The 15,285-nt window shown below is 70.8% G+C and carries 13 protein-coding genes and 1 riboswitch; of the genes, 6 read left to right on the forward strand and 7 right to left on the reverse strand.

All coding sequences use genetic code 11. The features are described from left to right. Positions 1-184: 184 nt before the first annotated feature. The 4 genes from ACFZCY_RS34470 to ACFZCY_RS34485 all read right to left on the reverse strand — a co-directional run bounded on the left by ACFZCY_RS34470 (position 185) and on the right by ACFZCY_RS34485 (position 4,300). Positions 185-1,363, reverse strand: coding sequence for a beta-ketoacyl synthase N-terminal-like domain-containing protein (locus ACFZCY_RS34470; protein ID WP_391182300.1), 1,179 nt, complete (start codon positions 1,361-1,363; stop codon positions 185-187). 106 nt (positions 1,364-1,469) lie between these two features. Beyond that, positions 1,470-2,534 (reverse strand): methyltransferase, encoded by a 1,065-nt coding sequence (locus ACFZCY_RS34475; protein WP_391182303.1) that lies wholly within the window; start codon positions 2,532-2,534, stop codon positions 1,470-1,472. A 76-nt stretch (positions 2,535-2,610) separates the two neighbouring features. Then, positions 2,611-3,858, reverse strand: coding sequence for an acyl-CoA dehydrogenase family protein (locus ACFZCY_RS34480; RefSeq protein WP_391182306.1), 1,248 nt, complete (start codon positions 3,856-3,858; stop codon positions 2,611-2,613). Positions 3,859-4,033: 175 nt separating this feature from the next. Continuing rightward, the gene (locus ACFZCY_RS34485) at positions 4,034-4,300 is read right to left on the reverse strand and encodes a hypothetical protein (protein WP_391182309.1); all 267 of its coding nucleotides are present in this window, start codon (positions 4,298-4,300) and stop codon (positions 4,034-4,036) included. Positions 4,301-4,758: 458 nt separating this feature from the next. Here ACFZCY_RS34485 and ACFZCY_RS34490 point away from each other — a divergent pair, with 458 nt between their 5' ends. Continuing rightward, complete coding sequence (locus tag ACFZCY_RS34490; RefSeq protein WP_391182312.1) at positions 4,759-5,328, forward strand: DoxX family membrane protein; 570 nt, start codon at positions 4,759-4,761, stop codon at positions 5,326-5,328. 228 nt (positions 5,329-5,556) lie between these two features. Here ACFZCY_RS34490 and ACFZCY_RS34495 read toward each other — a convergent pair whose 3' ends face one another. Next, positions 5,557-6,174, reverse strand: a complete 618-nt coding sequence (locus tag ACFZCY_RS34495; protein ID WP_391182314.1) for an ABATE domain-containing protein — start codon at positions 6,172-6,174, stop codon at positions 5,557-5,559. Positions 6,175-6,252: 78 nt separating this feature from the next. On the opposite strand from ACFZCY_RS34495, the gene ACFZCY_RS34500 reads away from it, so the two are divergent. Both ACFZCY_RS34500 and ACFZCY_RS34505 read left to right on the forward strand, forming a co-directional pair. After that, positions 6,253-7,575 carry an MFS transporter gene (locus tag ACFZCY_RS34500; RefSeq protein WP_391182317.1) on the forward strand — a complete coding sequence of 441 codons (1,323 nt, stop codon included), beginning with the start codon at positions 6,253-6,255 and terminating at the stop codon, positions 7,573-7,575. Positions 7,576-7,743: 168 nt separating this feature from the next. Continuing rightward, positions 7,744-8,541 (forward strand): alpha/beta fold hydrolase, encoded by a 798-nt coding sequence (locus tag ACFZCY_RS34505; RefSeq protein WP_391182320.1) that lies wholly within the window; start codon positions 7,744-7,746, stop codon positions 8,539-8,541. Here ACFZCY_RS34505 and ACFZCY_RS34510 read toward each other — a convergent pair. Next, on the reverse strand, positions 8,538-9,602 hold the full coding sequence (locus tag ACFZCY_RS34510) for an NlpC/P60 family protein (protein ID WP_391182847.1): 1,065 nt from the start codon (positions 9,600-9,602) through the stop codon (positions 8,538-8,540). The genes ACFZCY_RS34505 and ACFZCY_RS34510 overlap by 4 nt on opposite strands. Positions 9,603-9,827: 225 nt before the next feature. On the opposite strand from ACFZCY_RS34510, the gene ACFZCY_RS34515 reads away from it, so the two are divergent. Next, positions 9,828-10,181, forward strand: a complete 354-nt coding sequence (locus ACFZCY_RS34515) for a hypothetical protein (RefSeq protein ID WP_391182323.1) — start codon at positions 9,828-9,830, stop codon at positions 10,179-10,181. 165 nt (positions 10,182-10,346) lie between these two features. After that, a complete protein-coding gene (locus ACFZCY_RS34520; RefSeq protein ID WP_391182326.1) occupies positions 10,347-11,072 on the forward strand; it encodes a L,D-transpeptidase family protein in 726 nt (241 codons plus the stop codon). Positions 11,073-11,166: 94 nt separating this feature from the next. Here the strand turns inward: ACFZCY_RS34520 and ACFZCY_RS34525 are convergent, their stop codons facing one another. After that, a complete protein-coding gene (locus tag ACFZCY_RS34525; RefSeq protein WP_391182329.1) occupies positions 11,167-12,348 on the reverse strand; it encodes an NlpC/P60 family protein in 1,182 nt (393 codons plus the stop codon). A gap of 7 nt (positions 12,349-12,355) precedes the next feature. Next, positions 12,356-12,548, reverse strand: a riboswitch (cyclic di-AMP (ydaO/yuaA leader). Positions 12,549-12,716: 168 nt separating this feature from the next. Between ACFZCY_RS34525 and pcrA the strand changes: the two genes are divergently transcribed. Then, complete coding sequence (pcrA, locus tag ACFZCY_RS34530) at positions 12,717-15,260, forward strand: DNA helicase PcrA (RefSeq protein ID WP_391182332.1); 2,544 nt, start codon at positions 12,717-12,719, stop codon at positions 15,258-15,260. Positions 15,261-15,285: the final 25 nt, after the last annotated feature.

Below are 15,285 nucleotides of genomic sequence, written 5' to 3' on the forward strand. Positions count from 1 at the left end.
CCCGCCGGTGGGGGGGTGTGCTCCAGCCCGGGGCGCCTCCGGGGGGGGGGCCCCCCGTTCCGCGGGGGGGGGGGGCCCCCCCCGGGGGGGGGGGGGGGGGCCCCCCCCCCCCGGGGCCCCCCCCCCCCCGGCCGGGACCCGACGGCCGGGACCCGACGGCCGGGACACGGCGGAGCGCGGTGCTTCAGGCCGCCCGTCCGGGAGTCGGCGGGCCGTCGAAGACGGCGGCGGAGATGTTGCCGCCGAACCCGATGCCGAGCTGCAGGGTGACCCCGCTGCCGCGCTCGATGGCATCTCGCGCGAGCCGGGGGTGCCCGTTCGATACCGGTTTGGGTACCGGGAGGCGGCCCGACCGGTATGACGCGGCCATCACCACGGTGTCCATCAGCGGGGCGGCGCCCATCGTGTGACCGAGCAGCGGCTTGAGCCCGTAGCCCGCCGCCTGGTCGAGGTGGTCCAGCACTGCCGTGTCGGCCTGGTTGCACTCTTCGGTGCCGGTGCCGTGAGCGCTGTAGTACTCCACGGCGGACCGCTCGGTGCCGGCGGCGGCGAGCGCCTCGTCGACGACGCGCAGCATCTGGACGTGGTCGGGCTTGATGGCCACCGGGTGGTAGGCGTCATTGCCGAGCGTCGACGACAACAGCCTGGCGTACGGCTGGGCCGTGGACGAGCGGCTGAGTACCACCGCGGCGGCCGCCTCCCCCAGGACGAACCCGCGGGAGCCTTCCTGGAAGGGCCGGCACACGGCCTCCGGCGGCGCGTCGTGGATGAGCGGGCCGAGCGAGGCGAACAGAGTCATCTCCTCGCCGTCGAACCCGATGTCGGCCGCGGTGACCACCACATCGGTGGCGTCTCCGCAGTCCAGCAACCGTTGCGCCACGGCCAGTGCGTGCAGCCCGGACGAACAGGCCGCACTGACCACCATGGAAGGCCCGGTGAACTGGTGCCGCATCATGGCCATGCCAGGAGGGGTGGTCCACGCTTGCTCCACGTACGAACGCCGCGGGCTGACGGACTCGGGGGCCAGATAGCGCGTACGCATGAGTTCGAGGTCGGCGCGGGTCGTCGAGTGCAGGATCGCGACCCGTTCGCCGGGCTCCCAGCCCGAGTTCCGCGCGTCCTGCAGCGCCTCGTCGACGGCGGCGGCGTAGGCCTGCGCGTACCGTGACGTGCCGCTGTTCTCGCGCTCCGGACCTTCCGGGACCCGGGCGAACCAGCAGCCCTCCGGGAATCGGCCGCCCAGCTCGTACCACTGCTGGGCGGCGGGGCGGCCACTGGAGAGGCCGTCCCACATGGTGTCGATTCCCCAGCCGTAGCCGGTCACCGCGCCGATTCCGACGATGGATAGATTTGTGCTGTTCATGTCACACCTCGCTGAACGGGCCGGCTGCAACTGATGGCTTCTGTTGTTGAGCCGGGTGGGCTTTCGGTGTCGAGTCGTCGGAACCAGGGGGCCTGGTAGTGCTTTGTCAGGCGGTCTCCAGTACCGCCTCGAGAACGCTGACCGCGGAGGCGGTGGGAACGACTTCCCGCAGCCGGAGCCCGGCCCGGGCCAGGAGGGCCTCGTACTCCTGCGCGGTGCGCTCCCGGCCGGTGGTGAGCGTGACCATCGCGAGGTCCAGCACCTTGCCGGGGTGTGGCTCGTCGCCGGAGGGCAGCACCATCTCCACGATGAGCAGCCGGCTGCGCGGGGACATCGCCGCCGCGCAGGAGCGGAGGATGCGCAGGCAGGAGTCCTCGTCGCAGTTGTGCAGGATGTGCGACAGCAGGTACGCGTCGGACCCGGGCGGCACCGCGTCGAAGAAACTGCCGCTGTCGGTGCCGCAGCGGTCCGCCATTCCGGAGGCCTCGATGTAATCGCGGGCGTGCTCCGTACCCTCCGGAAGGTCGAACAGCACACCGGACAGATGGGGATGCTCGCGGAGCACGGACAGCAGCAAGGTTCCGACGCCGCCGCCGACGTCCGTGACGTGCTCGGCCCAGGAGAAGTCGTACGCGCGGGCCACGGCCTCCGGCTCGTCACCGTGCACGGCGATCATCATGCGGTCGAACGCGGCACCTTTGTCGGGGCGTTGCCGCAGATAGTCGAACCACGGCAGGCCGAGGGCGATCTCCGTTCCGGTCCTCTCCGTGGCCAGCCGTTGGGGGAGGACGGTCAGCGCGTCCCAGATGGGACCCTGCAGGGTGAGCACCATGTCGCGGGTGCCGCTGGGGTGGCCGGTGCACAAGGTCTCGCCGATGGGCGTCAACGCGTAGGCCTGCCCGTCTCCGTCCTTGTCCGTCCCCCCGGTCCCGGCCACGGTGCCGTGAGCGGGGACGGTGCGCAGCACGTCTGTGCTCGCCACGGCCCGCAGCACCTGGTGCAGCGAGTCGGCGCGTACGCCGGTCTTGTCCGCGAGGGTGCGGCAGGACCGCGGCCCGTCGCTGAGCAGGTCGGGGATGCCGAGCGAGGTGACGGCATACAGGGCGCGTGCCATGAAGACGTTGAACATCGTGTCCTGGATACCGCGTGGGGCCGTTTCGGCTGTGGGCACAGCTGTCTCCCTGCTGTAGGTGGGCGGGCTGCCGTGGGTGGCCGGGCTTCTGCCGTAACCGGTCGCCTCGGAGGCGTCAGATGAATTCGGTGATGTTTTCCTCGACGCCCAGCACGGCGCGCCCGAACACCTCCTTGTTGACCACCGGGCTGGCGAACGCGTGCCGACTGGCCGTCTGGATGTCGCGGACGATGCCTCCGAGCGGATTCGCCTCGGCGAACGCGGAGGCACCGTGCGCGGAGACCAGGAGGTCGACCGCTTCGCAGCACTGAGCCACCACATGTCCGAAGTGCATGCGGACCCGGGCGCGGGAGACGACATCGGGGTACGTCCCGGCGGCGGCGTAGGCGTCGATGCTCTCAGCCGCGCTGTGGGCCAGAGCGGTAGCCGCGTCCACGCGTGCCGTCGCCTCGGCGACAGCCAGCTGGAACGCCGTGGAGTCGCTGCGCCTGCCGTAGGTCGTGAACGAGATACCGCGCGTCGACGCGTCCTTCGAGACGAGTTCCAGCGCGGCGCGGGCCATCCCGATGTAGGGGCCCATCATGTGGGTCACCAGGGTCGGCAGGAACGCCGTCCGATACCGGGGGCTGCCGGCGCCGCCCTCCTGGAGCGCGAGGTCACCGCGGACGGCCGGCATCACGGGCAGCACACGGTGGTCGGGTACGAAGAGGTGTTCACCGGAAAGGGTGTTGCTGCCGGTGCCACGCATGCCCGTGGTGAACCAGGTGTCCTCGACCCGCAGTTCGCTCATGGGGATGAGAGCGAAACCGAGATCTCCGTCGTCCGGGTGGTGCCCTTTCTCCGCCGCGTCGGGCCGGGGAAAGCCGAGCATGGCCCACTGGGCATGTGCGCAGCCGGACGCGGGGCTCCACCGTCCGCTGACCGTCCAGCCCCCTGCGACGCGGTGCGCCGTCGCGCTGGGAGCAAAGACCGAACACACCCGCGTGTCAGGCCCGTTCGCGTACACCTCCGCCTGGCCGGCCTCGGGGAACAGCCCGACCAGCCAGTCGCCGCAGCCGAGAATCCAGTGCACCCAGCCCGCGGACGGGTCCCCCTTCGTCACCTCGATCGTGGTGTCCACCATGGTGCGAAGGTCGCATTCCCACCCCCCGAACCGCCTCGGCACCCACATTCGGGACAGTCCGGTTCCGGCGAGTTCGGCCATGACCGGATCGGTCAGGCGGCGCCGTTCATCGCCCGCGACGCGATTCCGCTCCAGTAGTCCGCGGAGTGCCGTGGCACGGCTCACGAACTCCGGACCCGGCGTATTCACCGAATCCGGCACATCCTTGGCGGTCATTATTGCCGCCTCCGCAGCGCTCATCACTTTCCCTTCTCGCCAGCGGATTTCCCGCGCAGCGATTACAGGGCATCCGCGCGGCATGGGACATGGAAATTGACTGCCCTGTCGAGCAGTCCGGGGAGCACCCTTGGTGTGGCGGCTTCCCCGGACTGGTCGGGATTTTCGACAGTCGTCAAGCGGACGGCGGGTCGGGAAATCAGCCGCCCAGCGTACCCACGGCGGATTCCGCGATGGGGGAGAGGACATCGTCCGCCATCTTCCCGTGAACCTTGAGGTTGCCGGCCGGGTCGGTGAGCATGCTGGTCACCTCCCACGTGGGGTCACTCAGGTGGTACATCTCGACGTGGTGCCACAGGGCGCCCACGGACTCCCCGACCGGGCTCGTGACAGAGCGCGACGGCGTCTTGTCATGCGCCGAGGCGGTGCCCGTCCCGGCGAAACCCGCGATCGCGCCGGCCGCCACCAGAGTCCCCGCGGCCCGCATCAGCCGCCGTCGGCCGTTTGAAGGGCGACCGGTTCGTACCTCGCTGAAAGACGCAAACATGGACTCTCTCTTTCTGTACGGAGCTCTGTCATCGCCCTCTGGCGCTTGCTGAAGATTTCACCAGCCCGCCGACGGCCTGGAGTTTCTCGGCAGTTGCCTGATGATGAAAGATCAATCACGGCGTCAAAATCTCTGTACAGAGAGGTAGTTGACGCGCGGGCCACCCCGACGAAACTGCGAGGAAACGACTCTGACGCCCGCTTGGACTACGGCCGCCCAAAGCAAGAGACTCGTTGTGCGCATTCACGCCCTCCGCTAGGGTCATTTCGGGATTTGAACGCGAACAACGGTCATCGGGCGATCCGCCGGCACCTGTCCCGTGACGGCATTCCGCAAGATCCGTACTCAAATCCCCTCTGACGCAAGGAGATCCGTTCATGCCTCCCACTCCCGCCGCTGTTGACGCACCGCCCACCAGCCCCGAGTCTTCGGCCGCTGATGGACCCACCCCCACCGCATCGGCGCACGCGTACGACACCGGGCTCTTGTTGCTCCGGATCGTGCTCGGGCTGACCATCGCGGCGCATGGCTCGCAGAAGCTGTTCGGCTGGTTCGGCGGCCTCGGCCTCGACGGCATCGGCAAGGCATTCACCGGCATGGGGTATCCGGCGGGCAGGACGATGGCCGCCATCGCCGGGATCACCGAGATGCTCGGCGGAATCGGCCTGGTGCTCGGCCTGATCACGCCGCTCGCGGGTGCCGCTGTTTTCGGCACGATGGTCAATGCCGTCGTCGTGGACGCGAGCGGCGGTTTCTTCCTGCCCGAGGGCGTGGAGTACGCGGTGGTGCTCGCCGCCGGTGCCGCGGCCCTCGCCCTGACCGGTCCCGGCCGGTACGCCGTCGACCGGCTGCTCCCGGGGCTGCGCGCACACCGCCTCACATACGGGGTGGCGGCCTTGCTGCTCGGCGCCGTGCTGGCGGCCGGGACTCTTCTGACGCGCCACTGAGCACGCAGGGCCGAACAGTCGTGGGCAGCGGCGCCATTGGCTGCCATTACGACTGTCAGGAGAGGCCCGGCCGGGTGCGGTGCGCCGTCCGAGCCACGGCGCACCGCACCCGGCCACTGACGAGTTGCCGGCCGCGCCCACACCGGGTTACCGAAGCCGAGGACGGCGTCGAAGTGCTCCTCGTGGGCCGCCGCGAATCCGGCGCGCTAGGGCGATGCTGTCCCGGCGTCAGCTCATCCGGTCGCCGTGCCCGGCCGCGGCGCCGTCTCGCGCCGCCTTGATGTTCGCCTTCTTCACCTTGTTTCCGCAGGTCGCCATGGAGCACCACCGCCGTCGCCGGCCACGGCTGGTGTCCAGGAAGAGCCCCCCGCACGTGCGCTGCTCGCAGCGCTTGATCACGCCGTCGCCATGGCTGCCGTGGTGGGTGCCCAGCGTCGTGACCGCGTCGACGGCGACGACGGCCAGCGCCGCGCGGGCGGGGTCGGTGTCCGGAAGGCGCCACCGTGCCCGCCCGCCGGTGAGGACGAGCCGCGCCCGGTGACGTGCGGTCCAGCGGTTGAGCAGGTCCTCGTCCGCCGGGTCGGGCACGCCGTCGGCGGCGATGGCGGTGCCCGCCCGGTGGATGGCCTCGCGCAGCTCGCGGGCGTCCCGCAGGAGTGCGTCGGAGGGGAGCGGCATGTCCGCGCTGCCCAGCTCGTTGACGGCGAGCCACGCCCGTAGCCGCTCCGGGGTGGCGATGCGCTCCACCACCGCGTCGCCGCGCCGTTCGCTGAGCGTGGCGACGAAGCGGAACGAAAGGATCTCGTTGCCGAGCCGGAAGTCTCCGGGGGTGGGTGAACCGGTCATGGTGGTTCATCCTAGGCGCTCCGTCGTCCGAAGGCCAATGTTTGACATCGCCCTGTGGAACCATTTAGACAGGTTCGCATGAACCAGTTGGAATGGTTCCACGATCGCATCGTGGAGCCCCCGGAAAGAAGGTCTCAGGTCCCGTACGGCAACCCGTCCGGCCACGGGCGGCACCGGATCGGGTTCTGGGTCGTGGCGGTGGTGTTCGCCGTCACCACCGCGTTCTCGACCGTGCCGACGCCGCTGTATCCGCTGTACGAGGAGCGGGACGGCTTCGGTTCGTTCACCGTGACGGTGGTTTTCGCGGTGTACGCGGTGGGGGTGGCGGTCGGCCTGGTGGCCGCCGGTCATCTCTCCGATCGCACCGGCCGTCGCCCGGTCCTCGTCGCGGCGCTCTTGAGTCAGCTGGCCGCGGCGGCCCTCTTCCTCGTGTGGCCCGCACTCCCCGGCCTTCTCCTCGGCCGGTTCGTCACCGGACTCGGCGTGGGCATGGCGACTCCGACCGCCACCGCCTACCTCCAGGACCTCCACATACGCTCGCGGCCCACGACCGGGCGGGCGAGCCGTCAAGCGAGCCGCCAAGCGGGCCGCTTCGAGGCGGTGTCGACGGCGGCGAACGTCGGCGGCCTCGGCGTGGGCCCGCTGGTCGCCGGGTTGCTCGCGGCGTACGCCCCGGCCCCGATCCGTACGCCCTACGCCGTCTTCGCGGTGCTCCTCGTCGCCGGGGCCGTCGCCGTCACCGCCCTGCCGGAGACCGTGGACCGCCCCACCCGCCCGGTGCCGTACCGCGTGCAGCGGGTGCGTCCGCACGGCGGCGCCGGACCCTTCTGCCTGGCGGTCGCGTGCGGCTGCGCGGCCCTGGCGATCTTCGGGCTCTTCACGTCCCTGGCGCCCGGATTCGTCGCGACCACCTTGCGCCAGACGTCGCCGGCCGTCGCGGGCGCCGTGGTCTTCGCCGTCTTCGCCGCCGCGGTACTGGGCCAGAGCTTCACCGGCGCCCTGCGGCCCGCGGCGCGCCGAGCCCTCGGCGTCGCCGCGGAAGCCGCCGGATGCGCCGCCGTCGCCGCGGGAATGGTGCTGGAGGCCCCCGCTCTCTTCATCGCGGGAGGCATCATCGCCGGGGTCGGCGCCGGCACGCTGTTCAAAGCCGCGGTCGCGCTGATCACGGAGGCGGCGCCCGCGGACGTGCGCGCGGAGGCCCTGGCGACCTTCTTCCTCGCCGCCTACACGGGTCTCGTCGTCACCTCCCTCGGACTCGGCCTCGCCGCACAACTGACCACCCCGACGACAGCGACGCTGTGGTTCTCCGGCTTCCTCGCCGCACTCCTCACCGTGATCGCCCTCCTCAACCGGACGGTCGGCGGAGCCGGCCGCCGGCCTTCACCGTCCCCGTCCCCGTGACCCGACACATGCGCAAGGAGAGCAACACATGACCACGACCACGAACACGACCACGTCCCGCCCGCTCACCGGCTTCGGCACCGTGAGCGGCGCCCCTGGCTCCCGGACGGCTTCACGGACGTCTTCGACAGCAGCCTCGTCCGCGTCGGCGACGTCGGCCTGCACACCGTGCAGGGCGGCACCGGGCGGCCCCTGCTCCTCGTCGGCGGCTGGCCGCAGAACTGGTACGTGTGGCGCCACGTCATGCCGCGCCTCGCGGAGCACTTCCGCGTCGTCGCGGTCGACCCGCGCGGCGTCGGGCCGTCCGACAAGCCCCGCGCCGGCTACGACACCGGCACCGTGGCGGCCGAACTCGTCGCCCTCATGCGGGCGCTCGGCCACGAGCGCTTCGCGATGGCCGGGCACGACGTCGGCATGTGGCTCGGCTACGCCCTCGCCGCCGACCACGGCGACGCGGTCGAACGCCTCGCCCTGCTCGACGCCATGATCCCCGGCCTCGCGCCGGACATCCCCGTCTTCGGCCCCGAGGCGCAGAACGACATGCTGTGGCACTTCGCCTTCAACCGGAAGCGGGACATCAACGAACAGCTCGTGCGCGGACGCGAGCACATCTACTACGGCGACCAGTTCCGGGTGAAGGCCGCGCGGCCGCTGCCCGACTCGGCCATCGACTTCTACGTCGAAACCCTCGCCCGCGACCCCGAAGCGCTGCGCGCCAGCTTCGAGTACTACCGGGCCACGGACGACAACATGGCCCAGAACAACCGGCGCAAGCAGCACCCGCTCCGTATGCCGGTCCTCGGCGTCGCCGGAGCCCGCGGCCAGGGCGAACGGCTCGCCGCCCTGCTCGACCCGGTGACCGAACGGCTCGACAGCGTCGTCCTCCCCGACTGCGGCCACTACGTGCCCGAGGAGCGCCCCGAGGCCCTGCTCGACCACCTGCTGCCGTTCCTTCGAGACCGCTAGACCGGGCGGGCCGCGCCCGCGAAGGGCATCTGGTCGATCGGGGCCACCCGGACCGGGGAGCCGGGGCGCGGGGCGTGGATCATCAGGCCGTTGCCGATGTAGAGGCCGACATGGCTGACGCCGGAGTAGAAGAAGACCAGGTCACCGGGGGCGAGTTCGCCGCGCGAGATGCGGCGGCCCGCGTTGATCTGGGTGTAGGTGGTGCGCGGCAGGGACACCCCGGCGGCGCGCCAGGCGGCCTGGGTCAGCCCCGAGCAGTCGTAGCCGTACGGCCCGGTCGCGCCCCAGACGTACGGCTTGCCGATCGCCCCGTACGCGAAGGAGATGGCGCGGGCCGCCCGGCCGCCCGTCCGGGCGGGGGCGTGGTGCCCGGGCGTCGACGTGGTGCGGGCGTGGGCCTCCTGGGCGGCGCGGAGGCGGTCGCGCTGGGCGCGGGTCAGCTTGGCCAGCAGCGCGTCGGCCGCGGCCAGCCTCTCCTGGACCGCGTGCTTGTGGCGGGACGCGGCCGCCCGCGCGGCGCGCAGCGCGTGGAGACGGTCGGCCGCCTCGCCCCGGACGCGGCGCAGCGACCGCTCCTCGCGGGTGATGCTCGCGATCGTCACCGCCTGGCGGTCGCCCGCGCGGTCGGCGAGCGAGGCGCGCTGGAGGTACTGGGCGGGGGAGGAGGCGAGGGCCAGCTGAAGGGTGGGGGCGACGGTGCCGGAGCGGTACTGGGCGGTGGCGAAGGCGCCGAGGGCGTTGCGCGCCGTGTTGAGGCGGGCGGTGCGGCGGGCGGCCTCGTCGCGTAACCGGTGGAGCGACCGCTGCGCCCGGTCGGCCGCGGCCCGGGCGCCGTCGTACTTCTCGGTCGCCTCCTCCGCCTCCCGCTGATACGCGTCGACCTTCGCCTTCACTTGGGCGGACGTCAGGCGGGGCTCGGCGTGCCCGATGCCCGGGAGGGCCGTCGCGGAGGCGACTCCCGCGAGGGCGAGGGTCGCGGCGGTGCGGATGGTGGTGCCGGTGAGCGACGAGCGGTGCCGCTGCTTCGGCTTCGTAGGGGGCTGCGGCGCCACTGCGGCGATTCACCTTCCATGCGGGGACAGGATGTCTTGTGAGGGGAAGCTAGGCCGGGGGGCGGCGCGGCGCGCTGAGATGACCGGAGCTGGACGGAATCGTCCTACCGGTGGCGTCCGCTGATCACGGGGTCGGCGCGGGGAGGGCGGGATCGGGGCGGCTGTGACCGATGTGCCGATCGGGGCCCACCCGGGTGACTGGCGGTGATATGTGCGGGGCTAGTCTCCGATGCCATGGACGTACTCATCAATGTGTTCGTCGGCCTGCACATCGTCGGCATCGCCGCCCTGCTGGGGGGCTTCCTCTCCCAGCTCACGGCGATGCGCGGGGGCGGCGCGCGGATGACGCCGGGCATGCTGCACGGCGCCCTGACCATGCTGGTCACGGGCGCCGCACTGGTCGGGCTGAACCAGGCGGACGATCAGACCGTCAACACGGTCAAGATCGGCGTCAAGCTGGCGCTGCTGGTCGTGATCCTGGGGCTGGTGTATGTGAAGCGGGACGAGGAGAAGGTGGAGCCCGCGCTGTTCGGCGCCGTCGGCGCGCTGACGACGGTGAACATCTTCATCGCCGTCCTCTGGACCTGACCCGGCACCGGCTCTCCCTCCCTTCCCCTCCCCTCCCTCCCGCGTCGCCGATGGGCCAACCGGGGGCGGGAAGGGGCGGAATGGGGGAAATCGCACCTGTAAGCGCAACCCGACGCGCTCTTCGACTGTCTTACCCGTCAAGGGCAAGCCCGGAGGGAGCGCGCAATGGGGGTAAAGGCAGAGTTCGGGGCGTGGCGGGCATGGCGCCGCCGTACGGCGGTGGCTTTGGGCATGGCGGGCATGGTGGTGCCGTTGTCCGTCGCACTCGGTACGGCACCGGCGCAGGCGGCGACGTCGTGTACGGCGAGCACCGGTCCGTATCAGAAGCAGGTCGAGAGGTTCCTCGGCCGTCCCGTCGACGGTCGGCAGTCCTCGGGGGACTGCCGCGCGACGCGGAGTTTCCAGATCAACCACGGCATCAGCCCGACCATCGGCTACGCGGGCCCCGTCACCTGGGGCGTCATGAAGCTGATCAACGCGCAGCGGGCGGCGGGGCACAACCCCAACGCGGCGCGTAAGTGCCCCACCAACAAGGGCCGCATCGCCTGCGTCGACCTCACCCGGCAGCTCAGCTGGGTGCAGGACGGTTCGCGGCTGGTGTTCGGGCCGGTGCCGGTGCGCAGCGGGCGGGACAAGTACGAGACCCGCACCGGGCTGAAGAAGGTCTACTGGCGGGACATCGACCACTGGTCGACGCTGTACCACGTGGCCATGCCGTACAGCCAGTTCTTCGACGGCGGCCAGGCCTTCCACTCCATCGCGGGAAGCGTATGGTCGCCGCCCGGCTCCCACGGCTGCGTCAACATGCGGTCCGGCGACGCGAAGAAGTACTGGAGCCTGCTGCGGAACGGCGACGACGTGTACGTGTACGGGCGCAAGCCGGGCACGTGATCTCGTGATCGCGTGATCATGTGACGCGGAAGCGGTGCGGCTGCCCGATCGCGCATCGGGCAGCCGCAGCGTCTGTCTACCGCCGTTACTACCGCTATGCGGGCCGGACGCTTCCGTAGATCGGCATCTCGGTGATCGGTGCCTTCTTGACCACATCCCCCGGCTTCGGGGCGTGGATCATCATGCCGTTGCCGATGTAGAGCCCGACGTGGCTGATGTCGTCGTAGAAGAAGACGAGATCACCGGGCTTGAGGTCGGAGGTCGAGACACGCGTACCGGCCTTCACCTGGTCCCACGTGGTGCGCGGCAGCGAGACACCGGCGGCCCTCCAGGCGGCCTGGGTGAGCCCTGAGCAGTCGTAGGAGGTGGGGCCGGTCGCGCCCCAGACGTACGGCTTGCCGAGCTGGGACTCCGCGAAGTCGATGGCCTTGGCCGCCTTGGTGCTGTTCGTGGAGGTGGAGGAGCCGGTGCTGGAGCCGCTGCCGGAAGAGGAGCTTCCGCTCGACTGCTGCTCCTGCTGCTGCTCCTGCTGCTGCTGGGCCGCGGCCTGCCGCTGCTTTTCGGCCAGCTCGGCCGCCTTGCGCCGCGCCTCCTCGGCCTTCTTCTTCTCGATCGCCGCCAGCCGCGCCTTCTCCTTGGCGGTCAGGCTCGCCAGCAGCCGGCGGGCCTGGGACAGCTTGTCCTGGACGGACTTCTTCTTGGTCTTCAGCTCTTTCTGGGTCTCGGTCAGCGACGCCAGGCTCTTGGCGGCCTCCCTGCGCTCCTTGGCGGCCTTCGCCGCCTGCGTCTGGAAGTCGTCGACGGCTCTCTTCTGCGAACCGGCCATCCGGCTCATCAGATGGGACTGGTCGAAGAGGTCCTGCGGGTCGTTGGAGAACAGCAGGCTCGCGGCGCTCGAGGTCATGCCGCCGTTGCGGTACTGGGCCGCGGCGTAGGTGCCGAGTGTGCGGCGGGCCTCGTTGAGCTTCTCGGTGTTCTCGGCGACATCGGCCAGCAGCCGGTTGACCTTGGTGCGCTGCTGCTCGGAGCGCTCCTTGGCGGCGTTGTAGTGCTGGGTGGCGGATTCCGCCTGGTGGTAGAGGGTGTCCACCTTCTCCTTGACCGCCTCGATCGACTGCGTGGTGCCGGGCCTCGGGTCGCCCGGGGCGGCGTTCGCGGTCTGGGAGAGAAGGGTGACGGAGGCGAGGGCGGCGGTGGTGAATCCGACGGCGGTACGGCGCCCGGTGGACGACGTGGCGGTGGGTATTCGGGTCCGCGGCTTGCGGTGCGACGCCAAGGGAGGCGACTCCTTCCGTGGACCGCCTACCGGGTTAGCTGTCGGGTTCGGGCGGTTCGGAAGGTTGCCCTACGGCCTCTGCGGATGGACGACATGTCGTACGCGTCGTACCGCCACTCGGGCCGATTCACCCCATGTTGCGTTGTGGGTCCCCGGCTCCGGGCGCCTTGCGACGTGGCCGGACTCGGCGGAGGCCGCCCGGGCCGGCGCGGTTCGCCGACGGGTGTACGGGCCGCCTGGGGGAGGACGGTAGCCAACTCGTGGTGCTCCTGTGAAGGCTGGTGGTCGTTTTGCCCGAAACCGTTTCGTGACATCCATGTGCAGTCCATGCGTAGGCTGTCAGTGCGGCCGCCTAAACTCGGTGAGCGATGAGCAGCCTCTTTGACGACAGCTTCCTGGCGGATCTCGGGCCTCCGAGCGAGGAGCCCCCGCCGCCCGAGGATTCCGCGCACCCGGACCCCGCCGGCGGTTCAGGCGGCGAGGACGTGCCGCACCACCTCTTCACGGGCGCTTTCGACGCGCCGGTGCCGAGCGGGGGGACCAGAGAGGCGTACTACCGGGACGGCGCGGCCCGCCCGGCCATCGACCCGGCGGCGCTGCTGGAGGGGCTGAACGAGCAGCAGCGGGCCGCCGTGGAGCACACGGGCTCGCCGCTGCTGATCGTCGCGGGGGCCGGGTCCGGCAAGACCCGGGTGCTCACCCACCGCATCGCGTATCTGCTCGGCACCCGCCACGTGCACCCCGGGCAGATCCTCGCCATCACCTTCACCAACAAGGCGGCGGGGGAGATGAAGGAGCGGGTCGAGGAGCTGGTCGGCCCGCGGGCGAACGCCATGTGGGTGATGACGTTCCACAGCGCCTGCGTCCGCATCCTGCGCCGCGAGTCGAAGAAGCTGGGCTTCACCTCATCGTTCTCGATCTACGACGCCGCCGACTCGAAGCGGCTGATGGCGCTGGTGTGCCGGGATCTCGACCTGGACCCGAAGAAGTTCCCGCCGAAGTCGTTCAGCGCCAAGATCTCCAACCTGAAGAACGAGCTGATCGACGAGGAGACCTTCGCGGGGCAGGCGGCGGATGGCTTCGAGAAGACGCTCGCCGAGGCGTACGCGATGTACCAGTCGAGGCTGCGCGAGGCCAACGCCCTCGACTTCGACGACATCATCATGACCACGGTCAATCTGCTCCAGGCGTTCCCGGACGTCGCCGAGCACTACCGCCGCCGCTTCCGGCACGTCCTGGTCGACGAGTACCAGGACACCAACCACGCTCAGTACACGCTGGTGCGCGAGCTGGTGGGCACTGGCGCGGGCGCGGGCGCGGGCTCCGGCACGGACGAGGAAGCCGTGGAGCCCGGGGAGCTGTGCGTCGTGGGCGACGCCGACCAGTCGATCTACGCGTTCCGGGGCGCCACGATCCGTAACATCCTCCAGTTCGAGGAGGACTATCCGGACGCGCGGACGATCCTGCTGGAGCAGAACTACCGCTCCACCCAGACCATCCTGAGCGCGGCCAACGCCGTCATCGAGCGCAACGAGAACCGCCGCCCGAAGAACCTGTGGACCGAGGCCGGCACCGGCGCCACCATCACCGGCTACGTCGCCGACACCGAGCACGACGAGGCCCAGTTCGTCGCCGACGAGATCGACCGGCTGACGGACGCGGGGGACGCCAAGGCCGGGGACGTCGCGGTCTTCTACCGCACCAACGCCCAGTCCCGTGTCTTCGAGGAAGTCTTCATCCGGGTCGGGCTGCCGTACAAGGTCGTCGGCGGGGTCCGCTTCTACGAGCGCAAGGAGGTCCGCGACGTCCTCGCGTACCTGCGCGTGCTGGCCAACCCCGAGGACGCCGTACCGCTGCGCCGCATCATGAACGTGCCCAAGCGCGGCATCGGCGACCGCGCCGAGGCGATGATCGACGCCCTCGCGGCGCGCGAGAAGATCACCTTCCCGCAGGCGCTGCGCCGCGTCGACGAGGCGTACGGCATGGCGGCCCGCTCGGCGAACGCGGTCAAGCGGTTCAACACGCTCATGGAGGAGCTGCGGACCATCGTGGAGTCGGGCGCGGGCCCGGCGACCGTCCTGGAGGCCGTGCTGGAGCGCACCGGCTATCTGGCGGAGCTGCAGGCGTCCACCGATCCGCAGGACGAGACCCGTATCGAAAACCTCCAGGAGCTGGCCTCGGTGGCCCTGGAGTTCGAGCAGGACCGGGGCGAGGAGAACCCCGGCACGCTCGCGGACTTCCTGGAGCAGGTCGCGCTCGTCGCCGACTCCGACCAGATCCCCGACGAGGACGAGGAGGGCGCCGGGGTCATCACCCTGATGACGCTCCACACGGCCAAGGGGCTGGAGTTCCCGGTCGTCTTCCTCAGCGGCATGGAGGACGGGGTGTTCCCGCACATGCGCGCGCTCGGGCAGACCAAGGAGCTGGAGGAGGAGCGGCGGCTGGCGTACGTGGGGATCACGCGTGCCCGCGAGCGGCTGTATCTGTCCCGGTCGACGATGCGCAGTGCTTGGGGCCAGCCCGCGTACAATCCGCCGTCCCGCTTCCTGGAGGAGATCCCCGACCAGTACGTGCGGTGGCGGCGCACCGGGCCAGCGACCCCGTCGGCGTCGATGGGCGCCATGTCGGGTTCCGGGGCGGGCTCCGGGTCGGGACTGTCGTCGGGGTTCTCGTCGTCGCGCTCGCGGGCTGGATCCTCTGCGTCCTCTGCGTCCGGTTTCGCGACGCGGCGGGCCAAGGACCGTCCGGTGGTCTCCCTGGCCATCGGGGACCGGGTGACGCACGACTCGTTCGGGCTCGGCACCGTGGTGGCGGTGAAGGGCACCGGGGACAACGCGGAGGCGACGATCGACTTCGGCGGCGAGAAGCCGAAGCGGCTGCTGCTGCGGTACGCGCCGGTCGAAAAGCTCTGACGCCGACGTTGTTTTGTGAGGGGGC

Source organism: Streptomyces sp. NPDC007983 (assembly GCF_042958345.1).
In the GTDB taxonomy this organism is placed as follows: domain Bacteria; phylum Actinomycetota; class Actinomycetes; order Streptomycetales; family Streptomycetaceae; genus Streptomyces.

Coding starts and splice junctions, on each gene's coding strand:
- ACFZCY_RS34470 (WP_391182300.1), bottom strand. CDS start 1,363: ATGAACAGCACAAATCTATCCATCGTCGGAATCGGCGCGGTGACCGGC.
- ACFZCY_RS34480 (WP_391182306.1), bottom strand. CDS start 3,858: ATGAGCGCTGCGGAGGCGGCAATAATGACCGCCAAGGATGTGCCGGAT.
- ACFZCY_RS34490 (WP_391182312.1), top strand. CDS start 4,759: ATGCCTCCCACTCCCGCCGCTGTTGACGCACCGCCCACCAGCCCCGAG.
- ACFZCY_RS34495 (WP_391182314.1), bottom strand. CDS start 6,174: ATGACCGGTTCACCCACCCCCGGAGACTTCCGGCTCGGCAACGAGATC.
- ACFZCY_RS34500 (WP_391182317.1), top strand. CDS start 6,253: ATGAACCAGTTGGAATGGTTCCACGATCGCATCGTGGAGCCCCCGGAA.
- ACFZCY_RS34515 (WP_391182323.1), top strand. CDS start 9,828: ATGGACGTACTCATCAATGTGTTCGTCGGCCTGCACATCGTCGGCATC.
- ACFZCY_RS34520 (WP_391182326.1), top strand. CDS start 10,347: ATGGGGGTAAAGGCAGAGTTCGGGGCGTGGCGGGCATGGCGCCGCCGT.
- pcrA (WP_391182332.1), top strand. CDS start 12,717: ATGAGCAGCCTCTTTGACGACAGCTTCCTGGCGGATCTCGGGCCTCCG.